This window comes from Pandoraea capi, from assembly GCF_902459735.1.
GTDB lineage: Bacteria > Pseudomonadota > Gammaproteobacteria > Burkholderiales > Burkholderiaceae > Pandoraea > Pandoraea capi.
The window spans coordinates 61,916-87,466 of record NZ_CABPRV010000010.1 but is presented as its reverse complement, the minus strand read 5'-3'; the positions used below and the strand labels follow the sequence as shown (position 1 = coordinate 87,466).

The following is a 25,551-nucleotide window of genomic DNA, read 5'->3' as shown; positions in this document are numbered from 1 at the left end:
GGCTGCGACCGCCGTGGAAGTATCACGCAGTGCCCGCGGCCTGACGACGTTTCCGGCCGACTCCTGCCTTTCTCCCGGTTGTTATCCGATGTCTTCCGCTTCCGCATCCTCGTCGGCGTCCTCCGATCCGGCCCACGACGCTTCTCAGTCCGCTTCTCAGTCCGCTTCTCAGACCGCGCCGCAGACGTTGACCTTCGCGCAGGCGATGGCGCTGGCGAATTCGCACTGGCAGGCGGGACAGGCACAGCAGGCCGAAAGCCTGTGCCGGCGCGTGCTGGAAGTCGCTCCCGAACATCCCGATGCGCATTATCTTCTGGGGCTCATGGCGCATGCCTTCGGCAAGCGCGACATGGCGATCGGGCATCTTGAGACGACCTGCCGTGCGGCAAACGGGCACGCCGCCTGCTGGTCGGATCTTGCCGAGATGTACCGGCAGGCGGGCCGTCTGGATGAGGCCGTGACCGCCGGGCGGCGCGCGGTCGAGATCGATCCGGCGTTCGCGGCCGGGTGGAACAATCTGGGCATCGCCTTGCAGGAGGCCGGGCAGCTCGAACCGAGTCTGACCTGTCTGACCCGCGTGGGTGAGCTGGAGCCCGGCTCTGCCGATGCCCAGAACAATCTGGGCAATACCGCGCGTTTGCTGCGTCGCTTCGATGTGGCCGAAGCGCATTACCGCCGCGCGCTTGCCCTCGATCCACACCGGGCCGACACCCTCAGCAATCTCGCGTCGCTGCTCAGCGTGCAGCAACGATTCGACGACGCCGAGACGTTGGCCCGTCGTGCCATCGATATCGCGCCGAGCTTTGTCGACGCGTATCGCAATCTTGCCGACATCGAGTTGTCTCGGGGCAATGTGGCGTCGGCGTTACAGGTTGTCGAGGTGATGTCGGCATTCGCCGCACAACATCCTTCGACGCTCGTGGCTCGCGCGAGTATTTTGCGTCTGGTGGGCCGTCTCGACGAAGCGCTGGCCAGCGCTCGCGCTGCGGTCGAGCTCGCACCGGACAACGCCAACCTGCGGGCGACGCTGGCGGCCGTGGAGGCGGACATTGCCGCGCAGTCGGTATCTGCACAATCATCGGACGCGGTTCACGGTGAAGCACAAGCGCCTGCGATGCAGGATCTCGCTGCCATTCACGAGACGGCCGCCCAACGTATCGCAACGCAGGACTTCGCGGGCGCGGAAGCGGTACTGCGCGAGGTCGTATCCGCCGGTGCGGCGCCGATGTCGATGTGGCGATTGCTGGTGGTCGCCTTGCGTGCACAGGGCAAGGCCGAGGAAGGCCGCGACGTGCTGGCGATGCTTGCGCGTCAGGTGCCGGGTGATCTGTCCAACCGATTCGATCTTGCCGAGGCGCTGCTCTTGCTGGGGGATTTCGAACGCGGCTGGCAGGAGTACCGCTACCGGTACAGTCTGGAGCACACGCAGTCCATCGAACGTAAGGTGCAGCGTCCGCGTTGGAGCGGTCAGCCGATTCCCGGACAAACGTTGCTCATCCACGACGAGCAGGGTTATGGCGACACGTTCCAGTTCATGCGCATGGCGTTGTGGGCGAGGGAGCGGAGTCAGGCGCGGGTGATTTTCGAGGTAAATCCCGAGACGCTGTCGATCGCACGACGCATGTGGGGCGACGCCGATATCGTCGCTCGCGGCACGTTGCCCGTGACGTTCGATCAGCATTGCGAGTTGATGAGCTTGCCGATGGCCATGGGCCTGAAGCTTGCCGATTTGCCGGGTAATACCGGCTATCTGCGCGCAGATCCGGCGCGCGTGGCGCATTGGCGTGCACGGTTGGCCGAGGTGCCGAAGCCATGGGTGGCAGTGGTGTGGGCCGGGCGTCCGGAGCACGTGAACGACAGGAACCGCTCGGTGGCGCTCGATCAGTTGGCGCCGCTGGGTGCGAGCGGCGCCACGTTTCTGTCGATTCAGAAGGGGCCCGCGGCTTCGCAGGCGAATACGCCGCCCGCAGGCATGACGATGGTGTCGTTGAGCGACGAGATTCGCGACTTTGAGGACACGGCCGCGATTCTCCATCTCGCGGACCTGCTGATTTCGGTCGATTCGTCACCCGTCCATCTGGCTGGCGCCATGGGGCGGCCAGTGTGGGTGATGCTGCCTTACGTGCCGGACTGGCGCTGGTTACTCGGGCGGGACGATTCGCCGTGGTATCCCGGCATGAGACTATTCCGTCAACCGGGGGTCTCCCAATGGGCACCGGTGATCGAGCGCATGGCGCGCGATTTGACGCAGTTCGTCGCTCGATGGACGCCGGCGGGAAGCAACGAGAAATGACGGAAATGACGATGGCGAGCGATGCGCGAATGGGCACGCGGCGATGGGCGGAGTGGGCCAGGCGAGCCGGGGGGGCGATGGCCTTGAGCGCAGTGGCGCTCATCTCAGGCTGCGCGAGCCTCGATCGCAACGCCCATGCCGAAGCGATCGCGCAGCCCGCTGGTCTGAAGCGCGAGGTGCTGGCGGCCGGGGACTTCCGGATGACGGCATTCTCTCGCGTGACCCGCCCGGACAGGCCGTTGCGGGTCTACATCGAGGGCGATGGGTTGGCGTGGGTGTCGCGCACGGAACCGTCGATGGACCCAACGCCGGTCGCAGCAACCGGGCTCGCGCTGGCCGCAGCGGATCCGTCTGCCAACGTCGTCTACCTCGCGCGCCCCTGTCAGTTCACGCCGATGGCAGACAACCCGCGTTGTGGCATCGCCTATTGGACTGGCAAACGCTTTGCGCCCGAAGTGCTCGATGCGATGGACGCCGAAATCAGCCAGTTGGCGAAGCTTGTGCCGGGGCAGCCGCTGGAACTGGTCGGGTTCTCCGGGGGCGGCGCGATTGCGGTGTTGCTCGCGGCCCGTCGACACGATGTCGCTTCGCTACGAACGGTCGCGGGCAATCTCGACGTCGAGTACGTGAACGAATTGCATCATGTCTCGGCGATGCCCGATTCGCGCAATCCCATCGCAGTCGCCAGCCGGGTTGCGCGCATTCCCCAGATCCATTTCAGCAGCGCCGAAGACACGGTCGTGCCGCCGGATGTCGCGAAGCGCTTTGCTGCGGCTGTGGGCGGTGCGTGCGTCAGGACGTCCGTGGTGACCGGCCTGTCTCACGACGGTGACTGGGCTGCGCAGTGGCGCGACCTGCTCGCGCAGACGCCCGTTTGTGGCAGCGCGCCGGGCGATGCCCGATGAGCCGCCGCGGCAGCCGTTGGTGGCGAGTCAGGTTTCCCGAACCAGCGCGGCCATCGCATCGAGAAGCGTGACGTCGCCCCGCAAGGCGTGCTTGCCGTCATCCCGGAACCGGAACGTGCCGTCATTGAAGGCGTCCAGCATCTGGATGCGCGGCAGCGGGTTACGCATGCCCTGCGCACGGAATAGGGGGTCCCATCCCGCGCGCGGCACGGCCTCGGCACTCACGTCGCGAACCAGCGTGCGGGCGAGTGCGGCGGCAATATCGTCCGGTGAATAACGCTCGGGACCTTCGATCTCCCAGATCCGTTCGTCACTGAAATCTTCCTGCATGGCCCGTGCGGCGAAATGGCCCACGTCGTTGGTCGATACCATCGGGATCGCGCGGTCCACGGGCGAGAGATAGCTCGGAAACTCGCCGCGCTCACGGGCGGGCGAAATGTCCCACGCGAAGTTCTCCATCAGCCACGCCGGACGCAGGAACGTGACCGGCAATGACAGCGAGACCATCGCCGTCTCGAACATGTGCAGTGCGGTGAGCAACGTGGGGACTTCGACCTCGGCGCCGATGCTCGACAGGCAGACGATGCGCTTCGGACGCGTAGCCGCAAGCGCCTGACGCACGGCGTCGATCAGATGGCGGGCGTGCGAGAAGTCCGGCTCGGGGTCAGCGTTCGGCGGCAGCATGACGAACACGGCTTCGCTGCCGCGAAAGGCATTGGTGAGGGCATCGACGTCGCCATTCTCGGCAACGGCGATTTCACCGCCGAGCGTCGCCCATCGGCTCGATTTGACGGGGTCCTGAACGACAGCCCGCAGCGGCACGCCCGCCTTCAGCAAATCGTGGCCGATGACGCCGCCGACGCGTCCCGTGATACCCATTACGGTGTACATGGTCACTCCTCGCGCGCAGTCACGTTGCCGTAAAAGTAACACGGGAGCGCCAACGTCTCATAACTGCATGGCATCCACGGCGACCGCCCGGGATTGCTGCGGCGAACGGCGACGGGCGTTGAGCAACGCGGCGCCGGCATCGGCCAGCCGGACGGCCTCTCGCGCGCGCTCGCACATGTCGCGTTCATAGTCGGCAAGTGCTTGCGACAGCGGCATGCGGCCCTGCGCCACGGCGTGCAGGTGTTCGGCGAGGCGGGCGGCGTCGCGCAAGGCGGTGTTGGCGCCCAGTCCGCCTGCGGGACTCATGGTGTGGACAGCGTCGCCCAACCCCGTGACGTTCTCGACCTGCCAGGGTAGCGGACTGGTCGTGCTGCGCACGGGCATCGTCCGGATGGTCTCCGGTACCGCGTGCGAGAACAGCGATTCCAGATGCGGATGCCAACCGGCGGTGAGCGTTTCGATGCGATTGAGCGGCGCATTGTCCGCCAGCCCGATGCCGGTGCGAGGCGTGCCCAGCAATGTCTGGGAGGGGCCGATGAAGGCCCAGTACAGATAGTCGGCAACCGGCGAGAGCGGCATGCGGGCCGGACACGCGACGTCTGGCGTCGGCAGTGGGTTGACCGGCGGACGACGGAACAGCATCGCCTCGATGACGACCGCGAAGCCGTCGGCAAATACGACCGTACTGCCTTCCATCGTCGTGGCTTCGCCGTGCGCGTCCATCAGAACGAGCAAGGCGGTAGATACCGGTGTCAGTCCGTAAATGCAGACGTTGCCTGTGTCGCGCGGGGTCATGCCGGGCAACACGTATTCGCGAACGCGGGAATGGGTGCCGTCCGCCGCCACGACCAGCCCCGGTGCGCTGTGGGAGCCGTCTTCGAAATGCGCGATGCGGCGACCGTCCTCGGCCGTGGTCGTGCGGGAGAAGGTCTTCCCGAAGTGCACGCGGTCGAGAATGCCGTCGAGCAGGATTTCCCGAAGCGTCTGGCGATGCACGCTGACGTCGCCCGGAATCTCGGGCACGTGCGGCGCCGGGCGTGCCGTGACTGCCGCCGTTCGGCGGCGATGTGCAGTGACGCTCTCATCCGTATGCGCGTCGTGCCAACTGGGCGGCAGGACGACGTCGGCATCGTCGAGCTGTGGCGTGACGAAGCGGCCGCCGGTGCGGGCCGCCGCTGCGCGCTCGCGCACGCGCTCGACGTGGCCGTCGGGCAGGCATTGGGTGAGGGCGTCGAGGCCGTCGGCGTCGATACGCAGACGGTATCCCTGGAAGCGGGCTTCGGGGGCGGCATCGCGCTCATAGACATCGAACGGGATGCCTGCGCGACGCAGGCCCTGAGCGAGACACAGGCCGCCCAGACCTGCGCCGATGATGGTGACATGCAAGGCTGACATGATCGTGAAGGTGCCCCCCGAAGGCGGCTGAGTGTAGTACTTCGCTCATTGTCTGCGCGCTCGGCGCTGACCTGATAACATCGTTTGGTCATAAAACAATGCAAATCGGACAAACGTATGTGTGCCACCCCTGCCGATCCCGTTCGTCCCATCCATTCCCTCCCTCCCGATGACACCCTCGATTCGCTCCCGCTGACCGCGCAGTCGCGCAGGAAGTCCGACGTGCCGATGATGTCGCTGGAGAACTCGCCATTCGCCCGGTACAAGCCGAACGACCGGCCGGACGGTCCGCCCGTGTGGGCGTTCGGCGGAAGCGATCACGAGCGAAGCCTTTTCAAGATCGGCACGCGTGAGCTCGACTGGCATTCGCATGTGCGCGGGCAATTGTTCTGTATTCACTCGGGCCTCGTGCACGTGCATACGCCTTACGGGGCGTGGGTGCTGCCGCCTTACCGTGCGGGATGGATTCCGCCGAACGTGACGCACCGCGTGTCGTTTGCCGGTGTGGTGAGCGGGTGGATCGTGCTGGTGGCGCCGAGCGCCGCGACGGTGTTGCCATCGACGCCACGCGTGGTGGGCGTGTCCGAGTTGCTGGCGGCGCTGGTCAAGCGGGCGGTGGCGTGGGCATCTCGTGATGCGTTGACGGACGAGGAGGCGCGTCTCGCACAGGTGCTGATCGACGAGATCGCGCGTGCACCGGCGGAGCCGCTGGGGTTGCCGATGCCGACCGATGCGCGGGTGGTGCGCGTGGCGCGTGCCGTGCTCGACGATCTGGGCGGGCAGGCGTCGCTCGACATGCTGGCGCAGCATGCCGGGGTGTCGTCGCGTACGGCACGGCGGCTTTTCGTCGCCGAAACGGGCATGGGGTTCACACAGTGGCGACAGCAGGCGCGTCTGGTGAGTGCGCTCGAACGACTGGCCAACGGGGAGCCGGTCGGCACGATTGCCGACTCGCTGGGGTATTCCACGCCGAGCAATTTCATCGCGATGTTCCGCCGCGCCTTCGGCGAATCTCCGGGGCGGTATTTCCGGCAGGTCGGGCCGCGTATGCCACCGGATGAAGAGGATGCCGAATGAGCCGACAAGACGTTTCCGCCGAGGGGCGAGAGGTGAGAGAACCCGATGAATCCACGGGATCGAGGAAATCGACACGCCACGTCGACACGCTCATCATCGGTGGTGGACAGTCGGCGTTGGCGACGGCGTATTTTCTGCGTCGCTGGCACGTGAACTATGTGGTGCTCGACGATCAGTCGGCAGCGGGTGGCGCGTGGCAGCGTGCATGGCCGTCATTGCAATTGTTCTCTCCCGCGCAGTGGAGTTCGTTGCCCGGGTGGCCAATGCGTGGCGGCGAGCAGCATTATCCGTCGCGTGATGAGGTGGTCGCCTACTTGCGCGAATACGAGGCGCGCTATGAGGTGCCGGTGATGCGTCCGGTGAGTGTGGGGCGTGTCGTTGCCGAGGAAGCGGGATTACGCGTGAGCACCGATCGCGGCGACTGGCTGGCACGCACGGTGATCAGTGCGACCGGATCGTGGCGGTCGCCCTACGTGCCTTCGTATCCGGGGCAAGCCTCGTTTCAGGGACGTCAGATGCATTCCGCCGACTATGACGGTGCCGAAGCGCAGCGCGGTGCGCGCGTGCTGGTCGTCGGTGGAGGCAATTCCGGCGCGCAGATCTATGCCGAGGTGTCGCGAGTGAGTGATGCGACCTGGGTCACGCTGGGTCCGCCATCGTTCTTGCCGGATGACGTCGACGGGCGCGTGCTGTTCGAGCGTGCCACCGCCCGGTGGCAGGCGGCACAGCGCGGGTCGCCGGACCCTTATCCCGACAATGGGCTCGGGCATATCGTCATGGTGCCGTCGGTACTTGCGGCTCGCGAGCGCGGCGTGTTGCAGTCGGTGCGGCCGTTCGTTCGCTTCGTGGAGAATGGCGTGATCTGGGAGGATGGCGCGTTTTCCGCGGTCGATGTCGTCATCTGGTGCACAGGATTTCGACCGGCGTTGGGGCATTTGCAGTCGCTACCGCTGACGCAGGAAGACGGACGTATTCGCGTTGCCGGAACACGAAGTGTCGATGAGCTCAGACTTTGGCTCGTCGGCTATGGCGAGTGGACGGGATACGCGTCGGCGACATTGATTGGCGTGATGCGTAGTGCGCGCGCGACGGCGCAGGAGATCGTCGCCTATCTCGGCGAGCCGATGTCGGAGACTACGTAGCGCCGAAAGTCCCGAACGACGGGATAGAGTGGTTTCCATGCAGTGACGAGAGCGAACCGTTCGGTATCGTAAAGCCATGGAAAAAGCCGCTGATTTCCTACCGAATCTCTCGCACTGCACTTCGTTTTTTTACGCGTCGCCACTTGAGATATCAGGTGGGACGATGCGACAGAAGGTGGTGATGAAGATGGGAACACTCCGGAAAATTGATTCGCGATTTACACGTTTGAAAGTTAGCCACACAGATACCAAATCCAGACACGACGAAATGAGGTTGCAGGCTCGCATTGCGTCGGTCGAAGCGATTCTGCCCACCCTCGCGACCAAAGAGGATCTGGCTAAGGAGATCGGCACGCTGCGTGCCGAAATGCACCAGGAGGTTGGTGGCCTCAGAAGCGAGATGCATAAGGAGTTCGCGACGGTGCATCGTGAGTTGCATGCGCTGACGTGGCGGCTGATCGGTACGATGGTCACGCTCGGCACGGCGCTGGTGGCCGCGACGCATTTCGTTTCGAAGGCCGGGTAATCGCAAGCGTCTGCCAAGGTCTTGCGTGACATGCGGCCATGCGTCGGGAAGTGCAATCAGAAGTCATGGCTCGTCGTCCCCGACGAGCCATCGTTCCCGGCTAACCCATAAGCTTTGGCCGTTTTCCGTGACCGGGCGAATGGAGCACCCGGCAAGGACTGACGAACTTGTCGCATGCGACCGCCGCCTGCGCAAACGTCTCGAAGTAGATCGCGTGATCGTCATCCGTGACGTGAGCCTTTTCGATCTCCGCTGCCGTGTCGTTCCATGCCAGCCCAAGGTACTTTCCGTGGTCATGAAACCAGACGACATAGCCCTCTCTTGCTAACGATTTCGGTAATTTCGGCATGGGCGCCTCATCGGGTCTTTTCTTGCCTGTCCCATTGTGTTTCACGTGCTTGCTGTCTTTCGAAGTGGTCATGAAAGTCTCCGTCACTTCCCGGGGAGTTAATTGGATTGGGGGGCGAGGTCATGATGTCAGGCGCGAAGTGACCTGAGTTTCAGCTTCATCCGAATAGGAAGTGCGGGAGCGCCGGACCCGACAGGTTTCGGCGTTTTTCACAAATGCGGGCGTTGCTGTGCCGGATGCGCAAATCCACGTGGTAGGCGCGTCTCAGAGGAATGTCGGGCGTTCGTCGGGAAAGCGACAATCTTGGCTGACGCGAGACGCGACTCAGTGCCCGTTTAAGAAATTACGTAATCCTTTGGCAGGCGGCGCGCCGGCGTATTGACGTAGACAGCGGCCGTCGGGGTGGCGTTTGATCGCGGCTTCGCACGCGGCATGTCATCGGCGATGAGCGAGCTATGGAATCGGACGGCGGCACCAGACGAATAGTCTGGTCGTACAAAAATTGGTTCAGGGATGCTTCTTGAAAGTCTTACGTCCAAGCCCCGCAATTCCCCCGCATGACGTTGTTGCCACCGATTGTCCGCGTCGACCCAAACACACCGAGATAGCCCGCGATTTCCTCGGCTCACGCAATGTGAGCGGCGGTTTGCGGGACGTCGCCGGTTGCGGTGTCGGTAGGGGGCCCATTTACGTCGTGGACACGACGCTATTGGACGAAGTGATTCGCGCTCGCATGTCGCCCGTTGGCAAGGGGGCGCCGGTTCAGGGTATTCCAGGTACCACGCCGAGTGCCGATAAGCGTGCGATCTCGTTGATGAACACGCAGACGGGGCAGATCGTCAGCGTTGGAGATCCTCATCACCGGTTTTCGCAGCAGAGCATGTCGAAGCCGATGGCAATGGCGTTGGCGATTCGCTTGATGGGCGATCGGCCGGAACACTACCGGCAGCACATTGCATCGGAACCGTCCGAGCTGCCCTACAACGATCCTGCGCTCATGCCGGATGGCCGCCCATTCAATTCGAGCGTGAACATTGGCGCCCTCGCCACATGGATGTTGATACACATCCATACGCCGTCGGGAAAGGAGCCTTTCGATCTGTATCTGGAGCTGATGCGCGCGCTGACGGGAAATACCTGTCTGACGGTCAACGAGGAGATGGCGCTTGGCGAGTTCAGGTACTGCCCGCCCGGGGCCGAGAGGAGTCGCAACCGGTTATTGCTCGCAAAGTTGACCGACGTCGGATTCGTCGACGACGACAGTTTGCTGCGCTATGCGTTGCGCAAACATGGCGGGGGCACAATCAAAGCACACACGACGCGCGACGGGACGCTGGCGCCGTCGTTTGTCGTCGCGTGCCGGCATGCGCTATCCGAAGATGCATTGCTCAGCTACTGCCGCGCTTGTGCCGTGATGGTGAATACCGAAGACATGGTTCGCGTCGCGGGCGTGTTTCGCAACGAAGGCGTCTGGGTCGACGGTGTAGACGGCGCACGCAAGCAGGTGTTGCCCGCAGCGATTGCAGACTACGTCCGACATTCAAACGACATGGGTGGCAGTTACGAGGAGTCGGGGACGCAGTACGCAAAGAATGCGTTCGGTGGAAAGACGGGCGTGGACGGTGGAATTTTCGGCAGCCTGTATCGGCATGCGAATCTCGTGGTCGCGACGCATCACTCGGATCTGAACGCGGCGGGGAATTCCGGCGAGGGGCAAAAGTGGATCAATGCGCTCAATCGCCTGAGCCTGACGTTTCCAGCGTTGCCCGGTACGGCGAAGGCTGGATCATTGCCTTTGACCCGAGTGCGATCCATCGCCACGCGCATGCCGATCGGTGCATTAGGTCCGTCGCCGCGCGACGTCGACCAAAGGTTGCAGATGGACATGACGGATGAAACAAGGCGCTCGCTAATGGACGCGATGCCGCTGATCGATGGCGCGTCGCAGCAGTTTTACGCGAAGGCGCCTGACGGCCGGAAATCGAAAGATCAGACCTTTGGCGGGACACTGCTAGTCTCGGCCGCCGATATTCACGGCACGATGAAACGCTACTACCACATGTCGAAAGATCGCCACGCGCTTGGCAAGGTGGTCGTGGTCGATGAGGCGCACAAACGGCAGGACGGGAGTGATGCCGGCTAGCGTCCTGACACTGCGAATCCGGGGAAAAGCGCTCGCAGGTCGGAAACACTCGCAGCCAAGGTCACGGCAATCGCGTGGATACCGTCCAGTAAGGCGAGGACACGGCCGCTCGACCGGTGAAACGGTAATCCGCAGTGAAACGCGTCCTCATCCGAGCCATCGGCGTCCTCCACACAAGCATCGACGTAGTTCGAACGATATCCCCACGAAAATAGCACCCGCCAATCACTACTATGATGATAGTATTTGAGGGCGTAATTCTGCGATCGAATCGAAATAGCGCTTTCGGACCACTCGTCACGGCAAGGCTGCGGAACCTTTGAATTCAACTTTCATGTATTCGAAAGAGCGGTGGATGATCTTTGTGCTGAGCCTGGCGGTATTTATCGCCTCGCTGGACATGTTTGTCGTCAACGTTGCCCTTGGGGCGATCGGGCACGACATGCCCTTGGTGCCGTTGAGCGATCTGGCTTGGGTCTTGAATGGCTACACGATCTTTTACGGGGCACTGCTCGTGCCAGCTGGCCGCCTGGCGGACCTTCTCGGCAAAAAGGAGGCTTTTCTCGCCGGCTTGATGATCTTTCTGGCGGCCAGCGCTGGATGTGCCGCAAGCCATGGGGTCGAGGCTCTCGTCGTCTTCAGGTGTATTCAGGCCGCTGGCGCTGCGCTACTGACGCCGGCCAGCATGGGGATTGTGGTGGCGGCGTTTCCCGTCGAGGTTAGACCCCGCGCGGTTCGTATCTGGGCGGCAAGTGGTGCACTTGCGGGGGCAGCGGGTCCCGTTGTCGGCGGATTCTTGGCGGCATATGGCTGGCCGTGGATTTTTCTGATTAATGTGCCGGTTTGTTTGGTCGCGATACTCTTGGGCGCCTATATCCTTCCCGCGCAACCCCCGGTGGCAAGGGCAGATCGATTTGACCTATTGGGTTGCCTGTTGCTGATCGTTGCCTCAGGGGCCGTTGCGCTTGGGCTCGTGAATGCAAGTCGGTGGGGAGAGACGTTGCCGGCATTGGCAACGTGGCTCACGGCATTTCTTGCCGTGCTGTTGCTTTGCCGACGAGTGGCGAAACATCCGACGCCCATCGTCTCGCGTGCGCTGCTCTGCGCGCCGCATATGGGGTATGCACTGATGACCATCTTTGTCATGTCGTTGTCATTCGGTGCGTTGCTTCTGGGGGCGTCACTTTACTTGGAGGCCGCCGTCAGCAAAGACCTGATGGTCGTCGGCTTGCTGATCGCTCCCGGACCGTGCGTCGTGGGTCTCATTTCGCTCTTGACCAAGCGTACCGATTTGGCCGGGTTGTATCGGCGAGTCAAGTTGGGCGCTGTGGTGCTTGCTTGCTCGTCATTTGCACTTGCCCTTGTCGTTAGTCGGCAAGCAAGCGTCGCATGGTTCGTTGTGGCGTGGATTTTTGCCGGAGTGGGCGTCGGGCTTGTATTTCCTAACTTGTTTGCCATCGGCGTTGCCGATTTGGGGCTTGATCTGGCCTCAACAGGCAGCGGTGTGATCAATATGAGTCGTCAACTTGGGACGACGGTTGGCACGAGCCTATTGGTCATGACCCTGGGATCAAACGCCAATGCGTTTGCCGAGGCGTTCTGGATTGCGGGAGCCTCGGCTCTTGTTGGCTTTTTCTGGCGGGAACGAAGGTTGAAAACGCAGCAGTCATAGCGTTACACGCGATGCTATTTGGACGCTACACCGGTTCCCTTTGCGAATGACAACGAGAGCGTTTCGTGACATGCCTCGATGACATGTGCCAGACCTTGCGGTGAGCTTCAAGCCGCAACCGACGGTTTGTTTGATTCGGGCCAGTACCCCTTCTTGACCCATGCGTCGAGTTGTTCGTCGGGAGCTTGGCGGGTAGATGGCCGTTCGCGTTCTGATCGGAATCACCTCACGCGTGCCGCAGCGGGCGTTAAGTGAGCAGGTTAACATGTGCTGACTTGATTCTCAGGTGGTGTCGAGCATGAAACGAAAAGAGTTTACGTCTATGGATTGCCCTGTTGCGTTGGCCTTGGAGCACGTCGGGGAATGGTGGAGCCTGCTAATTTTGCGTGACGCACTCCAAGGCTCTACAAGATTTGAGCAGTTCCGGGAGAGTCTGGGCATTTCGCCGACCATCCTGACGCGTCGGCTAGCAGATCTGGTTGCCTCAGGGCTGCTTGAAAAGCATCGTTCAGGGCAGGAGTCGAGCCGTGATGAGTATCGGATTACCGATCGTGCGAGAGATGTTTCCCCCGTCTTGATCGCGCTTTTCGCCTGGGGGCGCAAGCACGTAGAAGGTCACAAATGGGGGATTGATTTTGTAGACCGATCGACGGGGAGGGATGTCGACCCGGTGCTTGTGGATCGCAACACTGGCAAGGTGATCGCGCGAGAGACGCATGCATTTGTTCCTGGTCGGTTTCCTTCCGCGTCGACGCTGAAGAGATTGAAACCGCTTGATCAACTTGAACCGCATCAAGAGTAGGCTTGGTTTCGCGTACGACTCTGATCTGCCTGAGTCGATTTTGGAGCATTGACATGGACGAAGTGAATCCCGTTGTTATCGTTGCCGCATCTCGCACTCCGCTAGGGAGATTCAGAGGAAATCTATCATCCGTCAGTGCGACTGACCTTGGTGCTCAGGTAATTCAGGCCGTCATCGAACGTTCAGGATTGGGCGCAGAGCAGATTGACGAGGGGATTTTGGGGTGTGTTCTTACTGCGGGTGTGGGACAGGCGCCAGCTCGTCAGGCTTTGCGCGCAGCGGGGTTGTCCGATGCCGTAGGCGCCACGACGATCAACAAGGTATGTGGTTCGGGAATGAAGGCGGCGATGATTGGACACGACCTGCTTCTGGCCGGCTCAGCGAACATCGTGTTGTGCGGCGGCATGGAGTCGATGTCGAACGCCCCTTATCTTTTGCCTGCTGCGCGCGGCGGATACCGCATGGGACACAATCAAGTCGTTGATCACATGCTCCTGGATGGCCTCGAGGATGCCTACGAAAGAGGGCGCTCGATGGGCGACTTCGGCGAGGCAGCGGCGGAGCGATATGGTTTCGATCGAGAACAACAAGATGACTATGCGATCGAGACACTGATGCGGGCTCGCAACGCAATTGAAAGTCATGCCTTTGCAGATGAGATTACGCCGGTCACCGTATTGGAGCGAGGCGAATCGAAGGTAATTGCGCAGGACGAGCATCCCATGAAAGTGTCGCCTGAGAGAATTCGGAGTCTAAAGCCCGCATTTCGTCAGAACGGAACCATTACCGCAGCCAGCGCATCTGCAAACAGTGACGGTGCGGCGGCGATGGTGTTGACACGACGTTTGACCGCTGAAAGGGAGGGGCTGCCGATACTCGCGACGATACGTGGACACGCGACTTTCAGTCACGCCCCGGCTTGGTATACGACGGCGCCCATCCCGGCAATTCGCAAGTTGCTCAACAAGGTCAACTGGCAAACCACCGATGTGGACCTTTATGAAATCAACGAGGCATTCGCGGTGGTGGCTATGGCAGCCGCACGGGATTTGGCAATTCCACGTGATCGGCTGAACGTCAATGGCGGTGCTTGCGCTCTCGGCCACCCGATCGGGGCAACGGGTGCTCGCTTGATCGTGACGCTAGTGCATGCGTTGCGCCGGCGGGGGCTTCAACGCGGGGTCGCAGCGCTATGCATCGGTGGGGGCGAGGCTACGGCTTTCGCGGTCGAAGTGTAGGCGAATTAGCTAGCGCTTTCGGTGGGTAGGGATATGCACGAATGCGGTGCGGATCGGGAAACGATTATGGCTACGATGCGTGCTTTGCGATGCAATCAAGTGAAGCTATGGCGTGAGCCGAGCTTCGCGAATGCCGAGCTTATGGCGGCAAGCTACCCCACACATCAGTTTCCGCCACATGTGCACGATGAATATGCCATCGGCGTGATTGAGCGAGGCGCCCAAGCCTACCTCGATGGTCAGGGTCGGCGCTCAGTCATGCCGGAGGGAACGATCTGTGCGATCAACCCAGGTAGTGTTCATGAGGGGCGGCCTGCGATCGAGGGGGGCTGGGATTATCGAATGGCGTACATCCCGGCAGATGAGTTCCTCTTGTTGCTTCAGGCGTACGACCCGAGTCTAAAGGGTAAACCCTATTTTCCGGATCTTGTTATTGACGACCCCGAGACAATGCAACTGTTGCTTGCGGCTCATCGTTGCTCCCAGTCGTCGGACGCCAGTCAATTGGAGAAAAGCTCACGCCTGACGGCTGCCATGTTTCAGTTGACGCTCAGGCATGGAGGTGCCCTTGGACGTTTGCGGCACCCTTTGGCAATGCCTGGCGCTGTCCGACGGGCGCGTGAGTACATCGATGCGAATCTGACAACGAACCCGTCGCTTGAGCATCTGTCGTGCGTTGTCGGTGTCAGTCCATTCCATCTGTTGCGCGAGTTCAAGCGGTGGCTTGGGATCGCTCCGCATGCTTACCTTATTCAGCGACGTGTCGCCCTAGCCAAAGGACTCCTGCTAAGGGGGCTGCCGTTACGCCAGGTTGCCTTGGAGGTTGGATATTGCGATCAGGGCCATCTGAGTCGTGAGTTTCGCCGGTTTTTCGGGGTTCCGCCCGGCAGGGCGCGCAAATAATATCCGCAAGATTGTCCAAAATGTGCGTTTTTTTTCAGCACACAATGTCGACTCACCGGCCGAATTGGGAGTCACGAAATGATCGATTTGCGTAGCGACACTTGCAGTCAGCCTACAGAAGCTATGCGTAGCGCCATGGCTTCTGCCGTGGTGGGCGACGATGTTTATAGTGACGACCCAACAGTAAAACAGTTAGAGCGGGAGGTCGCGGCGCTACTGGGTAAAGAAGATGCCGTCTACATGGTTACGGGCACGATGACCAATCAAGTGGGCATTCGGGCGCACACGGAACCTGGCGATGCCGTCCTCTTTGACCAGAATGCTCACGTCTACATTCTGGAGGGCGGGGCGCCCGCTGCTTTTTCGGGCGTACTGCCTCGTCTCTTACCTGGCAACCGCGGCGTTTTCTCGCCGGACGACGTTGCCAACGCGCTGGGCGTTTCTCACCGATTTTTCCCCAGCACGATTCCCGCGCCTGTGAAGCTGTTATGCCTGGAAAACACCCATAACATTGGGGGCGGGAAAATTTGGCCGTACGAACAGTTGGTGAGTGTATGCGAAATGGCTCGGTCACGAGGAATCGCGCTGCATCTTGATGGCGCGCGACTGTGGCACGCGACAGCCGCGACAGGTATTCCGGAGGCAGAGTACGCCAAGCACTTTGATTCAGTGAGTGTTTGTTTCTCAAAGGGGTTGGGTGCACCCGTAGGTTCCGCGTTGGCGGGTTCGAAAGATTTTGTCGCTCGCGCCCGTCGTTTCAAGCAACAGATCGGCGGCGGTTTTCGTCAGGCCGGCATTATTGCCGCAGGGGCATTATTTGCGCTGCGTCACAATCGTGATCGCTTGCAGGAAGACCACGAACATGCGAAGTTGCTCGCGCACAGAATCGCCAATTTGCCCGGCATAGTTCTCGATGTCGCAACGGTAGAGACGAACATTGTTCGGTTTGGTGTGACCAGTCTTCCTGCGGGGCAATTTGTAGAAAAGCTTTACGAGAAAGGGCTTCATGTCTTGCCGTCCGGCCCGGACGGGGTTCGCGCGATTCCGTACCTGAACATCTCTCGGAAGCAGATACTGGAAGCGATAGACATCATTGCCTGCGTGGCGGAAGCTAATGCGGACTCGGCTCAGGAAGGCAAGATTTCGAATCAGTCGGCAAGGTCAGGCTACTAAACTGTTAGTTGGGCGACCCGTCTGGTGGTGTCCTGAAAAGACGGGTCATGAATCGCCCCCGAGCCGGAAGGCCCTTGGAAGCAACGGGAGTGCGCTTCATTAAGTGGCCACCGCACGCCCGATCGAAAGAATGGGCCCGGTGGGCCGACCGATGGGTGAGCCTTGTGGCGGCTCCAGCGTAATTTCAAACAACTGATTCGGCTGGAGCGGTGGCAGATTTTCGATGGAAACCTCGACAGGCTCCCCGGCGCGTAGCAATCCCAGCGAAACCGGACCGGACCATCCGTCCGCCTTCGTCCATAGCTGTAATGTCTTATCCGCCTGTGTCGGTTCGGACTTCAGCGGGATCAGGCGCAGTTTCCGATCCGCCCCGACCTGCACCAGCCAGCCCGGGCTCTTATCCTGCGGCGACGCCAGGACAACGACGAATCGGGGCGTTGGTGTGCGGTCCTTCACACCTAAAATGACCGCAAGGACCAGCGCCATGCAGGTCACGGCACCGGAGGCTAGCCGCCAGAACCGGATATCGTCCCACCAGCGGCACCATATCGAATGCCGCGTGACCGAAACGCTTCGGCTAATGCGCTGCCAAAGCTGCACCGATGGCGTAAGCGGAGCGACGGTGTCGGCCAACGGTTGCAGGCGAGACTCCCACAGGGCAACCCTTGCGGCAAGGACAGGCTCATGCCGTAGCCGCGATTCCACGGCGCGTCTGCGCTCCCAGCTCAGAGTGCCGAGGACATATTCGCCTGCAAGTTCGTCAAGCGCGCTGAGTTCTTCCGGCGTCATTCCATGCACTCACGAAGGGATTGCAGGCCACGGCGTACCCAGGCCTTTACGCTGCCCAGTGGGGATCGGAGGCGCTCGGCGATTTCGCTATGCGAGTAGCCGTCAAGATACGCGTAAAGGATGCTGGCCCGACGGGGGGCGTCCAGCCGTTCGAGGCATTGGGCCAGACGGCCATGCATCAGCGGATCGGCAGCGATAGAAAACGCGTTCGGAACGTGCGTTGGGGTGGCGTTCACATGGGCGTCGAGCGTGTCTTCGTCCACATCGACCTCCTGATTCCGACGCCGTACCGTGTTGAGCGCCTGATGACGGACAATGCTGAATATCCACCCGCGGCCGGCACCGCGCCTGGCATCGAACGTCGCCGCTTGCGTCCATACCTTCACGAACGCATCGTGCACCACATCTTCAGCCAGTTGCCGGTCGCGCACGATGCGTTGCGCGACGCCTAGCAGATAAGCGGCGTCCTGCTCATAGAGTTGCCGCAATGCTTTTGGGTCTTGCCGAGCGCATGCGGCAATCGAGGCTTCGTAGTCAAACTCGTCCGTCTTTTCGTGCACAGGCACCTCTCGGAAGCGATCGGCGACACGTTGGCACATGCCGCCGAAGGTCGACTACGTTTTCCGAAAAATGACGTTGTCGCGTAATCCTATCAAGAGGCCTTCCAGAAAATGTAGTCAGCCTGATATTTGACGGTTTGTTTCGCGCCTTTGGTGGCCATACTGCATTGCGAGGTCGGCGCAGTGCCACCTTGGGTCGCGAGCCGCTGAATGTAGGTGATGCCCTGCATCGCGCCGGTCCCCGTCGCGGGATTCGCCTTGACCAATTGCAGCGGGATATTTCCAGTGCCTGCGGGCGATACGGCCACCTGTGTCGCCGTCACCTTAGAGCCGTCGCGGGATTCCCACGTGGCGGGCGGGCCGTAATACTTGCCGACAGCGTTTCCGGATCGATCGACCAGAACGGCGTCGGGCCCGACGAAGGCCCATTCGAACTGGCCCATCGCCTCTTTCTTTTCCCGGCACTCATACAGGATTTCCCCTTTGCCTACGGTTTGCATGGCGACGCGATGGCCGTCAGGCACTTTCACGGCATCGGCGACCGGTGCCGATGCACTGGGCATTGACATGTTTGCGGCGCAAGCGCCAAGAAGGAGGGGGGCGGTCAAGCTGACAAAGACGATGCGCTTCATGGCAAAACTCCTGTGTCCGTTTGATAAGGTCGACGCTCCAGATTCGGGAGCATCACTCTCTCTACACACGAGATGCCGCTTTGGATGCAGTCAATCGCAAATATTTGCGCCGACCAGGTCTCTCCGGAGGTGTCATTTTCGTCGTGGACGACGTCCTGCGGCCGTGAGCGCGTCCTGTAGTGCACGTGCCGTGATGGCGCGCAGAATGCGGGAAACAAAAAACCCGCGAAGACGTTATCTGTCGCGGGTTCTCGAATGCTACCGAATTTTCTTGCAAGTGTGTCTGGTGCCCAGGGCCGGAATCGAACCGGCACGCCTTGCGGCGGGGGATTTTGAGTCCCCTGCGTCTACCAATTTCACCACCTGGGCAGGTGTGCGGGCACCGAACGGTGTCGCAGCGTGAGTCGTTCGAAAAACCTGATGGCTTACCGGACGAAGGCGAGATTATGACCGAAATTTGCCCCGGCCACAAGCCCGCCGCATGCGCTTTTCTTCTCCGCCGCCAAGTGCCTCTCGGCTCCCCCGGCGACGGTAATGGCAGACGTCCAATGATCAGTCAGAGACGAACACAAACTTGCCGTTCTTGATCTGTCCCATCACGCCCGCCCGCTGATCCAGCCCCACGTGATCCTGCGGGCTCAGGTTCATGATGCCGTTGGGAATCGCCAGGTTATGCGTCGACTCCAGTGCGTCGCGCAACGCTACGCGGAACGCCGGGGTGCCCGGCGCCGCCACCTTCGCTGCACGCGGCACGGCATCGTTGAGCAAATCCCACACGCCATAGGCATCGGCCGCGAACTGGGTCACGGTATCGGTGCCGTACTTGGCTTCGTACTTCTTCGTGAACGCCAACGCTGCCGTGCGCGCCGGATGTCCCGCAGGCAACGTCTTGGCGACCACGCCCGGCTGCGTCGGGAACAACGTGCCCTCGACATCCTTGCCGCCGACACGAACGAAGTCGTAGGTCGCGATACCGTGCGTCTGATAAATCTTGCCGGTATAGCCGCGCTCCTGAAGCGTGCGCTGCGGCAGGGCCGCGGGGGTGCCGGAACCGGCCACCAGAATGGCATCCGGTTTGGCCGACATCAGCTTCAGGGCTTGCCCGGTGACGCTCGTATCCGTGCGGTTAAACCGTTCCTGCGCCACGATCTTCAGCTTGCGCAATTCGGCAAATTTCGTGAATTCCTTCAGCCAGCTATCGCCATAGGCATCGGCAAACCCGATAAAGCCTACCGTCTTGATGCCGTGGTTCGCCATATAGCGCGTCATCACGTCGGCCATCGCCGAATCGTTCGCGGCCATCTTGAACGCCCAGCGACGCTTTGCGTCCTGCGGCTCCACCGCGACTGCCGAGCCGATCAACGTGATCATCGGCGTTTGCGCCTCGGAAATCGGATCGAGCATCGCCAGTGCGCTTGGCGTGATGTTCGGCCCGACGATGACGTCGACCTTGTTCTCGCTGATCAACTTGCGCGTGTTCTTCACCGCCGTGCCCGGATCCGAGGCGTCGTCGAGAAAGACGTAATGCACCTTCTGCCCGCCGATCTGATCGGGCCAGAGTTGCATGGCGTTCTTGCTGGCAATACCGATGGCCGCCGCCGGTCCCGTCGACGACAGGTCGATGCCGACGGTCAGGTCGGCGCGTGCGGCCGTCGCCACACCGGTCAGGGTCAGAGTGAGCAGCAGGCCCGACAGGCGAATGCCGCGAAGCGTTGAGCGCATGAGGTCTCCTTTTGGTCGAATCGCATAAGCATACCGCACCGTCAGCGTTCGACCAGCCGGAAAAAATACGTCTCGGAGATGTCGCCGGGAGATTGTGTTTCGGCGTATTGACGACCGGATGCCGCCAGCGGTGCCCGAGAGTTGAGCACCGCTGGCGGCATCCGGAATACTTCAAAGCTCGTAGCTCTCGTGCTCGCCGCGCAACGCCTGTTCTACCAGCTTGCGGGTAAGGATGGGTGAAAGCAATTCAACCATCGTGAAGACATAGCCGCGCAGATAGGCGCCTTGCTTGAGCGCGACGCGCGTCACGTTGGTGCCGAAAAGGTGACCGACCTGAATGGCCCGGAGGTTGCGGTCGCGCTCCGGGTCGAATGCCACCCCCGCCAGAATCCCCACGCCCAGTCCCAGCTCGACATAAGTCTTGATGACGTCCGCGTCGATGGCTTCGAGCACGATGTCCGGCTGCATATGACGCAGCGAGAACGCCTGATCGATCTTGGCGCGTCCGGCGAACTGCGGGTCATAAGTAATCAGCGGGTACTTGGCCAGATCCTCGATGCCCACCGACGGCAATTGCAGCAGCGGGTGATCGGGCGGCACCACCGCCACGTGCTGCCACTGATAGCAGGGCAACGACACCAGATCCTTATAGCCGGCGATGGCTTCGGTGGCGATCGCCAGATCGGCCTGATCGTGCAGCACCATCTCGGCGATCTGCGTCGGGCTGCCTTGCAGAATCGACAGACGCACCTTCGGATAGCGCTTCTTGAACTCGGCCACGGCGTGCGGCAGCGAGTAGCGCGCCTGCGTGTGCGTGGTGGCGATGGTCAGGCTGCCCTGATCCTGTGCCGCGTAGTCCTTGCCGATCCGCTTGAGGCTTTCCACCTCCATCAGAATCCGCTCCACGGACTCGAAGATGATGCGCCCGGGTTCCGTCAGGTTACGGATGCGCTTCCCATGACGGGCAAAGATGTCCACGCCGAGCTCTTCTTCAAGCTCGATGATGGCCTTGGAAACACCCGGTTGGGAGGTGAAGAGCGCTTTTGCGGCTTCCGTCAGGTTGAAGTTCTGGCGGACGGCCTCGCGCACGAAACGAAACTGGTGCAGGTTCATTTGTATAACTTTAGAAAATATACAAACAATTTTTAATTCGTTTGAAGTATATAGCCTTTTCATTACAGTGGGTGCCACTGTTTCGATAACGTTATTCCTTTCAGGCATTTAGGACCCACCAGGAACGTCATTCATGTCGCTGTGGCTCGAACCCCTTTCCGGATTTGGCGTCGGCCTGCTGGTCGGCCTGACCGGTGTAGGCGGCGGCTCACTGATGACGCCCCTGCTCACGCTCCTGCTGGGCTACGCCGCGCCTGTCGCCGTGGGAACGGATCTGGCGTTTGCCGCGATCACCAAGAGTTTCGGGACGGTCGCGCACCGCTCGCACGGCCACGTGAAATGGCACATCGTGCGTCGGCTCACGCTTGGCGCACTGCCGGCGGCGCTGGTCACCATCCTGTTCCTGAAGCGTCTGGGCGGTATCGACGAGGCGGCGCTGCACGTCATCAAGCTGACGATTGCGGCGTCGGTGCTGCTCACGGTGCTCTCGCTGCTCTTTCGCGCCAAGCTGCTCGCGGCGTTGCGCGCGCATCCGAACTGGCAATTGACGGGGCGCTCGCAGGCGGTGGCGACAGTGATCGTCGGCGCGGTTATCGGCGTGCTCGTCACGATTTCCTCGATTGGCGCAGGCGCCGTGGGCGCGACGCTGATCCTGATGTTGTATCCGCAGTTGGAACCGGCCGAAGTCGCCGGTACCGATATCGCCTATGCGGTGCCGCTCACGGCTATTGCCGCGTTGGGTCATATCTGGCTCGAGACGGTGCACTGGGCACTGCTCGGCAGTCTGTTGATCGGCTCCCTGCCGGGGATCTGACTGGGCGCGAAGCTCACCCGTCATCTGCCCGAGCGCATCGTACGCGCGGCGCTGGCGGCGACGCTCACGCTCGCGGCAGTCAAGCTGGTCGGCTGACACCCCACATAAAACAAGGAGTTCGCGACATGCGAAACGAATCCCGCTGGGAGCCCACCCCGGCAGCCGTACCGTCGGGCGTGGCCGATGCCGAGCATCAGGACATGGCGTTGCTCGACGAAATGGAAGCCGTGCTGGCTGAGCGACTCGCCCGCATCGCTGGTTCGCACCGCAATGTGAAGTTCGCGAGCAGCCTCGCCGCCGAAGACATGCTCATCACGCACGTCATCCTGCGTCAGCAACTGCCGATCACCGTCTTCACGCTGAACACCGGTCGTTTGCACGAGGAGACGGTCGGCATGATCGACAAGATCAAGGCGCGCTACGGCTATGACGTCGTGCAATACGCGCCGCACACCGATGCCGTCGAGCAGTACGTCACCGAACATGGTGCGAACGCGTTCTACGAGAGCGTCGATCTGCGCAAGGCGTGCTGCCAGATCCGCAAGGTCGAGCCGCTGGGTCGTGCCCTCGCCGACGCCGACGCCTGGCTCACCGGCCAGCGTCGCGAGCAATCGGTCACCCGCGGCGAACTGGCCTTCGCGGAACAGGACGACGCCCGTGGCATCGCCAAATACAACCCGCTGTTCGACTGGACCGAAGCGCAAGTGTGGGCTTACCTGACCGCGCGCGACGTGCCGGTCAACCCGCTGCACGCACGCGGCTATCCGAGCATCGGCTGCGAGCCGTGCACCCGCGCGATTCGCCCCGGCGAAGACAGCCGGGCAGGGCGCTGGTGGTGGGAGTCGCGCGACAGCAAGGAGTGCGGGCTGCACGCGAGCAATCTGAGCAAGATCCCGGTGTCGGTGCAGTCGAACTGATCGAGCGGAATGCCGGGCAACAAGATAGAAGACGATGTGACGGACAGACGACACTGACGCACATCGGGCAACAAGACTCTCGAAAAATTCGGAATCACTCGGAATCGTCAAGGAAGGGAACACTATGGGTGCGATGCACGAAGTTGCGCAGGCCAATGGCTCGCGAATGGATCATCTGGACTGGCTCGAAGCCGAATCGATGTACATCCTGCGCGAGGTCGTGGCGGAGTGCCGTAAGCCAGCGTTGCTTTTCTCGGGCGGCAAGGATTCGGTCGTGGTGCTGCACCTGGCACTCAAGGCGTTCGGTCTCGGCCCGGGCCGCAAGACCCAACTGCCGTTCCCGCTCGTGCACATCGACACGGGCCACAACTATCCGGAAGTGATCGAGTTCCGTGATCGTCACGCCGAGGCGCTGGGCGCCGAGCTGGTCGTCGGCCACGTCGAAGACTCGATCGCGCGCGGCACGGTGCGCCTGCGTCGCGAAAACGATTCGCGCAACGCGGCGCAGGCCGTCACGCTGCTGGAAACCATTGACGAATACGGTTACGACGCCATGATCGGCGGCGCCCGTCGCGACGAAGAAAAGGCGCGTGCCAAGGAGCGCATCTTCTCGTTCCGCGACGAATTCGGTCAGTGGGACCCGAAGGCGCAGCGCCCGGAACTGTGGCACCTGTTCAACGCCCGTCTGCATAAGGGCGAGCACCTGCGCGTGTTCCCGATTTCGAACTGGACCGAGCTGGACGTGTGGCAATACATTGCGCGCGAGAACCTCGATCTGCCGTCGATCTATTACTCGCACGAGCGTGAGATCGTGCGTCGCAACGGGCTGCTCGTGCCGGTCACGCCGCTCACGCCGAAGCAGGATGGCGAGACGAGCGAACTGGCGCAGGTGCGCTTCCGTACCGTGGGCGACATCAGCTGCACGTGCCCGGTGGCCAGCGTTGCCGCGAGCCCGGTGGAGATCATCGCCGAGACGGCCGTGACGGACATCACCGAGCGCGGCGCCACCCGCATGGACGATCAGACGTCCGAGGCGGCGATGGAGCAGCGCAAGAAGCAAGGGTATTTCTGATTCGCCGGCACGCACCGCGATCAGATCCACGTTCAGACACACCGGCCCGCAGCGCGACACACCGCATCGCTCCGGGGCCAAGCAATCGAGTTGAAAAGATCATGAGCCTCACCCCGCATCAGGAAGACCTCGGCGTGCTGCGTTTCATCACGGCAGGCAGCGTCGACGACGGCAAGAGCACGCTGATCGGCCGTCTGCTGTACGACAGCAAGTCGGTGCTGACCGACCAGCTCTCCGCTCTCGCACGCGCCAAGCACAAGCGCACCGCCGGCGAAGACATCGACTTCTCGCTGCTGACCGACGGCCTCGAAGCCGAGCGCGAGCAGGGCATTACCATCGACGTCGCCTACCGCTATTTCACGACGGCGCGCCGCAAGTTCATCATCGCCGACACGCCGGGCCACGAGCAGTACACGCGCAACATGGTCACGGGCGCATCGACGGCGCACGCCGCCATCATTCTGGTCGATGCCACGCGTGTGACCGAAGTGGACGGGCGCACCGAACTGCTCGCACAGACCAAGCGTCACAGCGCGATCGTGAAGCTGCTGGGTTTGCAGCACGTGATCGTGGCCATCAACAAGATGGACCTGATCGACTACAGCGAGACGGCGTTCGACAACATTCGCGCGGCGTACCTCGAACTGGCGCAGCGCCTCGGTTTGCAGGACGTGCGCTTCGTGCCGGTCTCGGCGCTCAAGGGCGACAACATCGTGTACGCGAGCGAGCGCATGCCGTGGTATCAGGACGAGCCGCTGCTCGACGTGCTCGAATCGCTGCCGGTCGCGCAGACCGGCGGTGAGCTGCGCTTCCCGGTGCAACTGGTCGCGCGTCAGGACGGCTCGCATGCCGACGACTTCCGTGGCTACATGGGCCGCGTGGAATCGGGTTCGGTACGTGTGGGGCAATCGTTGCGTGTGCTGCCCGCAGGCCGCACGGCTACCGTCGCGGAAATCGTCGGCCCGCGCGGCCAGATCGAAGAAGCGTTCGCCGGTCAGTGCGTGACGATCCGTCTGACGGAAGACGTGGACGTGTCGCGCGGCGATACCTTCGTGGGCGCGGACTCCTCGCTGGAGCCGTCGCGTAAGCTTTCCGCAGACGTCTGCTGGTTCGACGAAGACGCGCTCGCGCCGCAACGCAAGTACCTGCTCAAGCAAGCGACCAGCACGGTATACGTGAAGATCGGCAGCGTGGACACGGTGCTCGACGTCAGCACGCTCTCGCACGGCACGGACAAGACGACGCTCGCCATGAACGATATCGGACGCGTGCAATTGAGCCTGCAAAAGCCGGTGGCGGCCGACACATACGATGCCAACCCGGCCACGGGCGCCTTCGTGCTGATCGACGAAGCAACCCACCACACGGTGGCAGCCGGTATGATTCGTGCGCTGGCGGCCTGATTCCGGTCGCCTCGCCCACG

General features: G+C 61.9%; 22 protein-coding genes, 1 tRNA gene and 2 pseudogenes. 16 read left to right on the top strand and 9 right to left on the bottom strand.

Going from position 1 to position 25,551, the window contains the following annotated elements:
* Positions 1 to 88: 88 nt before the first annotated feature.
* The 3 genes and pseudogenes from PCA20602_RS26415 to PCA20602_RS19240 all read left to right on the top strand — a co-directional run.
* Positions 89 to 820 (top strand): annotated as a pseudogene (locus tag PCA20602_RS26415) (tetratricopeptide repeat protein); the annotation flags it as partial.
* 294 nt (positions 821 to 1,114) lie between these two features.
* Positions 1,115 to 2,293 (top strand): glycosyl transferase family 8, encoded by a 1,179-nt coding sequence (locus PCA20602_RS26410; protein WP_425495690.1) that lies wholly within the window; start codon positions 1,115 to 1,117, stop codon positions 2,291 to 2,293.
* Between the two features lie 5 nt (positions 2,294 to 2,298).
* Positions 2,299 to 3,198: an alpha/beta fold hydrolase gene (locus PCA20602_RS19240; protein ID WP_425495689.1), complete on the top strand. Its 900-nt coding sequence runs from the start codon at positions 2,299 to 2,301 to the stop codon at positions 3,196 to 3,198.
* A 27-nt stretch (positions 3,199 to 3,225) separates the two neighbouring features.
* Here the strand turns inward: PCA20602_RS19240 and PCA20602_RS19235 are convergent, their stop codons facing one another.
* Both PCA20602_RS19235 and PCA20602_RS19230 read right to left on the bottom strand, forming a co-directional pair.
* Positions 3,226 to 4,089 (bottom strand): NmrA family NAD(P)-binding protein, encoded by an 864-nt coding sequence (locus PCA20602_RS19235; protein ID WP_150722574.1) that lies wholly within the window; start codon positions 4,087 to 4,089, stop codon positions 3,226 to 3,228.
* A gap of 57 nt (positions 4,090 to 4,146) precedes the next feature.
* Positions 4,147 to 5,484, bottom strand: coding sequence for an FAD-dependent oxidoreductase (locus tag PCA20602_RS19230; protein WP_150722573.1), 1,338 nt, complete (start codon positions 5,482 to 5,484; stop codon positions 4,147 to 4,149).
* Between the two features lie 117 nt (positions 5,485 to 5,601).
* Here PCA20602_RS19230 and PCA20602_RS19225 point away from each other — a divergent pair, with 117 nt between their 5' ends.
* The 3 genes from PCA20602_RS19225 to PCA20602_RS19215 all read left to right on the top strand — a co-directional run bounded on the left by PCA20602_RS19225 (position 5,602) and on the right by PCA20602_RS19215 (position 8,229).
* Entirely contained in the window at positions 5,602 to 6,561 is a 960-nt protein-coding gene (locus PCA20602_RS19225; protein ID WP_343032110.1) for an AraC family transcriptional regulator, read from the top strand.
* Positions 6,558 to 7,703, top strand: coding sequence for an ArsO family NAD(P)H-dependent flavin-containing monooxygenase (locus tag PCA20602_RS19220; RefSeq protein ID WP_150722572.1), 1,146 nt, complete (start codon positions 6,558 to 6,560; stop codon positions 7,701 to 7,703). The genes PCA20602_RS19225 and PCA20602_RS19220 overlap by 4 nt, the downstream gene beginning before the upstream one ends.
* A 76-nt stretch (positions 7,704 to 7,779) precedes the next feature.
* Positions 7,780 to 8,229 carry a hypothetical protein gene (locus PCA20602_RS19215; protein WP_150722571.1) on the top strand — a complete coding sequence of 150 codons (450 nt, stop codon included), beginning with the start codon at positions 7,780 to 7,782 and terminating at the stop codon, positions 8,227 to 8,229.
* Between the two features lie 100 nt (positions 8,230 to 8,329).
* On the opposite strand, the gene PCA20602_RS19210 is transcribed toward PCA20602_RS19215, so the two are convergent.
* Positions 8,330 to 8,650, bottom strand: a complete 321-nt coding sequence (locus PCA20602_RS19210; RefSeq protein WP_150722570.1) for a hypothetical protein — start codon at positions 8,648 to 8,650, stop codon at positions 8,330 to 8,332.
* Between the two features lie 430 nt (positions 8,651 to 9,080).
* Here PCA20602_RS19210 and PCA20602_RS19205 point away from each other — a divergent pair, with 430 nt between their 5' ends.
* The 6 genes from PCA20602_RS19205 (at position 9,081) to PCA20602_RS19180 (ending at position 16,509) form a co-directional block, all read left to right on the top strand.
* On the top strand, positions 9,081 to 10,721 hold the full coding sequence (locus tag PCA20602_RS19205) for a glutaminase (RefSeq protein WP_150722569.1): 1,641 nt from the start codon (positions 9,081 to 9,083) through the stop codon (positions 10,719 to 10,721).
* Positions 10,722 to 11,040: 319 nt separating this feature from the next.
* Positions 11,041 to 12,393 (top strand): MFS transporter, encoded by a 1,353-nt coding sequence (locus PCA20602_RS19200; RefSeq protein ID WP_150722568.1) that lies wholly within the window; start codon positions 11,041 to 11,043, stop codon positions 12,391 to 12,393.
* A gap of 298 nt (positions 12,394 to 12,691) precedes the next feature.
* Positions 12,692 to 13,195, top strand: coding sequence for a winged helix-turn-helix transcriptional regulator (locus PCA20602_RS19195; RefSeq protein ID WP_150722567.1), 504 nt, complete (start codon positions 12,692 to 12,694; stop codon positions 13,193 to 13,195).
* Positions 13,196 to 13,248: 53 nt separating this feature from the next.
* Entirely contained in the window at positions 13,249 to 14,433 is a 1,185-nt protein-coding gene (locus tag PCA20602_RS19190) for an acetyl-CoA C-acyltransferase (RefSeq protein WP_150722566.1), read from the top strand.
* A gap of 66 nt (positions 14,434 to 14,499) precedes the next feature.
* A complete protein-coding gene (locus PCA20602_RS19185; protein WP_174981328.1) occupies positions 14,500 to 15,336 on the top strand; it encodes an AraC family transcriptional regulator in 837 nt (278 codons plus the stop codon).
* Positions 15,337 to 15,471: 135 nt separating this feature from the next.
* On the top strand, positions 15,472 to 16,509 hold the full coding sequence (locus PCA20602_RS19180; RefSeq protein WP_246182240.1) for a threonine aldolase family protein: 1,038 nt from the start codon (positions 15,472 to 15,474) through the stop codon (positions 16,507 to 16,509).
* Between the two features lie 99 nt (positions 16,510 to 16,608).
* Here PCA20602_RS19180 and PCA20602_RS19175 read toward each other — a convergent pair whose 3' ends face one another.
* The 6 genes from PCA20602_RS19175 to PCA20602_RS19150 all read right to left on the bottom strand — a co-directional run bounded on the left by PCA20602_RS19175 (position 16,609) and on the right by PCA20602_RS19150 (position 21,325).
* Positions 16,609 to 17,298 (bottom strand): anti-sigma factor, encoded by a 690-nt coding sequence (locus PCA20602_RS19175; protein WP_150722563.1) that lies wholly within the window; start codon positions 17,296 to 17,298, stop codon positions 16,609 to 16,611.
* Positions 17,295 to 17,897 carry a sigma-70 family RNA polymerase sigma factor gene (locus PCA20602_RS19170; RefSeq protein ID WP_150722562.1) on the bottom strand — a complete coding sequence of 201 codons (603 nt, stop codon included), beginning with the start codon at positions 17,895 to 17,897 and terminating at the stop codon, positions 17,295 to 17,297. Before PCA20602_RS19170 ends, PCA20602_RS19175 begins: the two co-directional genes overlap by 4 nt.
* A gap of 53 nt (positions 17,898 to 17,950) precedes the next feature.
* Positions 17,951 to 18,490: a DUF3455 domain-containing protein gene (locus PCA20602_RS19165; RefSeq protein WP_150722561.1), complete on the bottom strand. Its 540-nt coding sequence runs from the start codon at positions 18,488 to 18,490 to the stop codon at positions 17,951 to 17,953.
* A gap of 284 nt (positions 18,491 to 18,774) precedes the next feature.
* Positions 18,775 to 18,859: transfer RNA gene (locus PCA20602_RS19160), tRNA-Leu, on the bottom strand.
* A gap of 183 nt (positions 18,860 to 19,042) precedes the next feature.
* Positions 19,043 to 20,212 (bottom strand): ABC transporter substrate-binding protein, encoded by a 1,170-nt coding sequence (locus PCA20602_RS19155; RefSeq protein WP_174981325.1) that lies wholly within the window; start codon positions 20,210 to 20,212, stop codon positions 19,043 to 19,045.
* 171 nt (positions 20,213 to 20,383) lie between these two features.
* Positions 20,384 to 21,325 (bottom strand): CysB family HTH-type transcriptional regulator, encoded by a 942-nt coding sequence (locus PCA20602_RS19150; RefSeq protein WP_069340690.1) that lies wholly within the window; start codon positions 21,323 to 21,325, stop codon positions 20,384 to 20,386.
* A gap of 133 nt (positions 21,326 to 21,458) precedes the next feature.
* Here PCA20602_RS19150 and PCA20602_RS19145 point away from each other — a divergent pair.
* The 4 genes and pseudogenes from PCA20602_RS19145 (at position 21,459) to PCA20602_RS19130 (ending at position 25,531) form a co-directional block, all read left to right on the top strand.
* Positions 21,459 to 22,235, top strand: a pseudogene (locus PCA20602_RS19145) (sulfite exporter TauE/SafE family protein).
* 104 nt (positions 22,236 to 22,339) lie between these two features.
* The gene (locus PCA20602_RS19140; RefSeq protein WP_150722694.1) at positions 22,340 to 23,056 is read left to right on the top strand and encodes a phosphoadenylyl-sulfate reductase; all 717 of its coding nucleotides are present in this window, start codon (positions 22,340 to 22,342) and stop codon (positions 23,054 to 23,056) included.
* A gap of 124 nt (positions 23,057 to 23,180) precedes the next feature.
* Entirely contained in the window at positions 23,181 to 24,128 is a 948-nt protein-coding gene (gene cysD / locus PCA20602_RS19135; RefSeq protein ID WP_069340692.1) for a sulfate adenylyltransferase subunit CysD, read from the top strand.
* 101 nt (positions 24,129 to 24,229) lie between these two features.
* Positions 24,230 to 25,531 carry a sulfate adenylyltransferase subunit 1 gene (locus tag PCA20602_RS19130; protein ID WP_150722560.1) on the top strand — a complete coding sequence of 434 codons (1,302 nt, stop codon included), beginning with the start codon at positions 24,230 to 24,232 and terminating at the stop codon, positions 25,529 to 25,531.
* Positions 25,532 to 25,551: the final 20 nt, after the last annotated feature.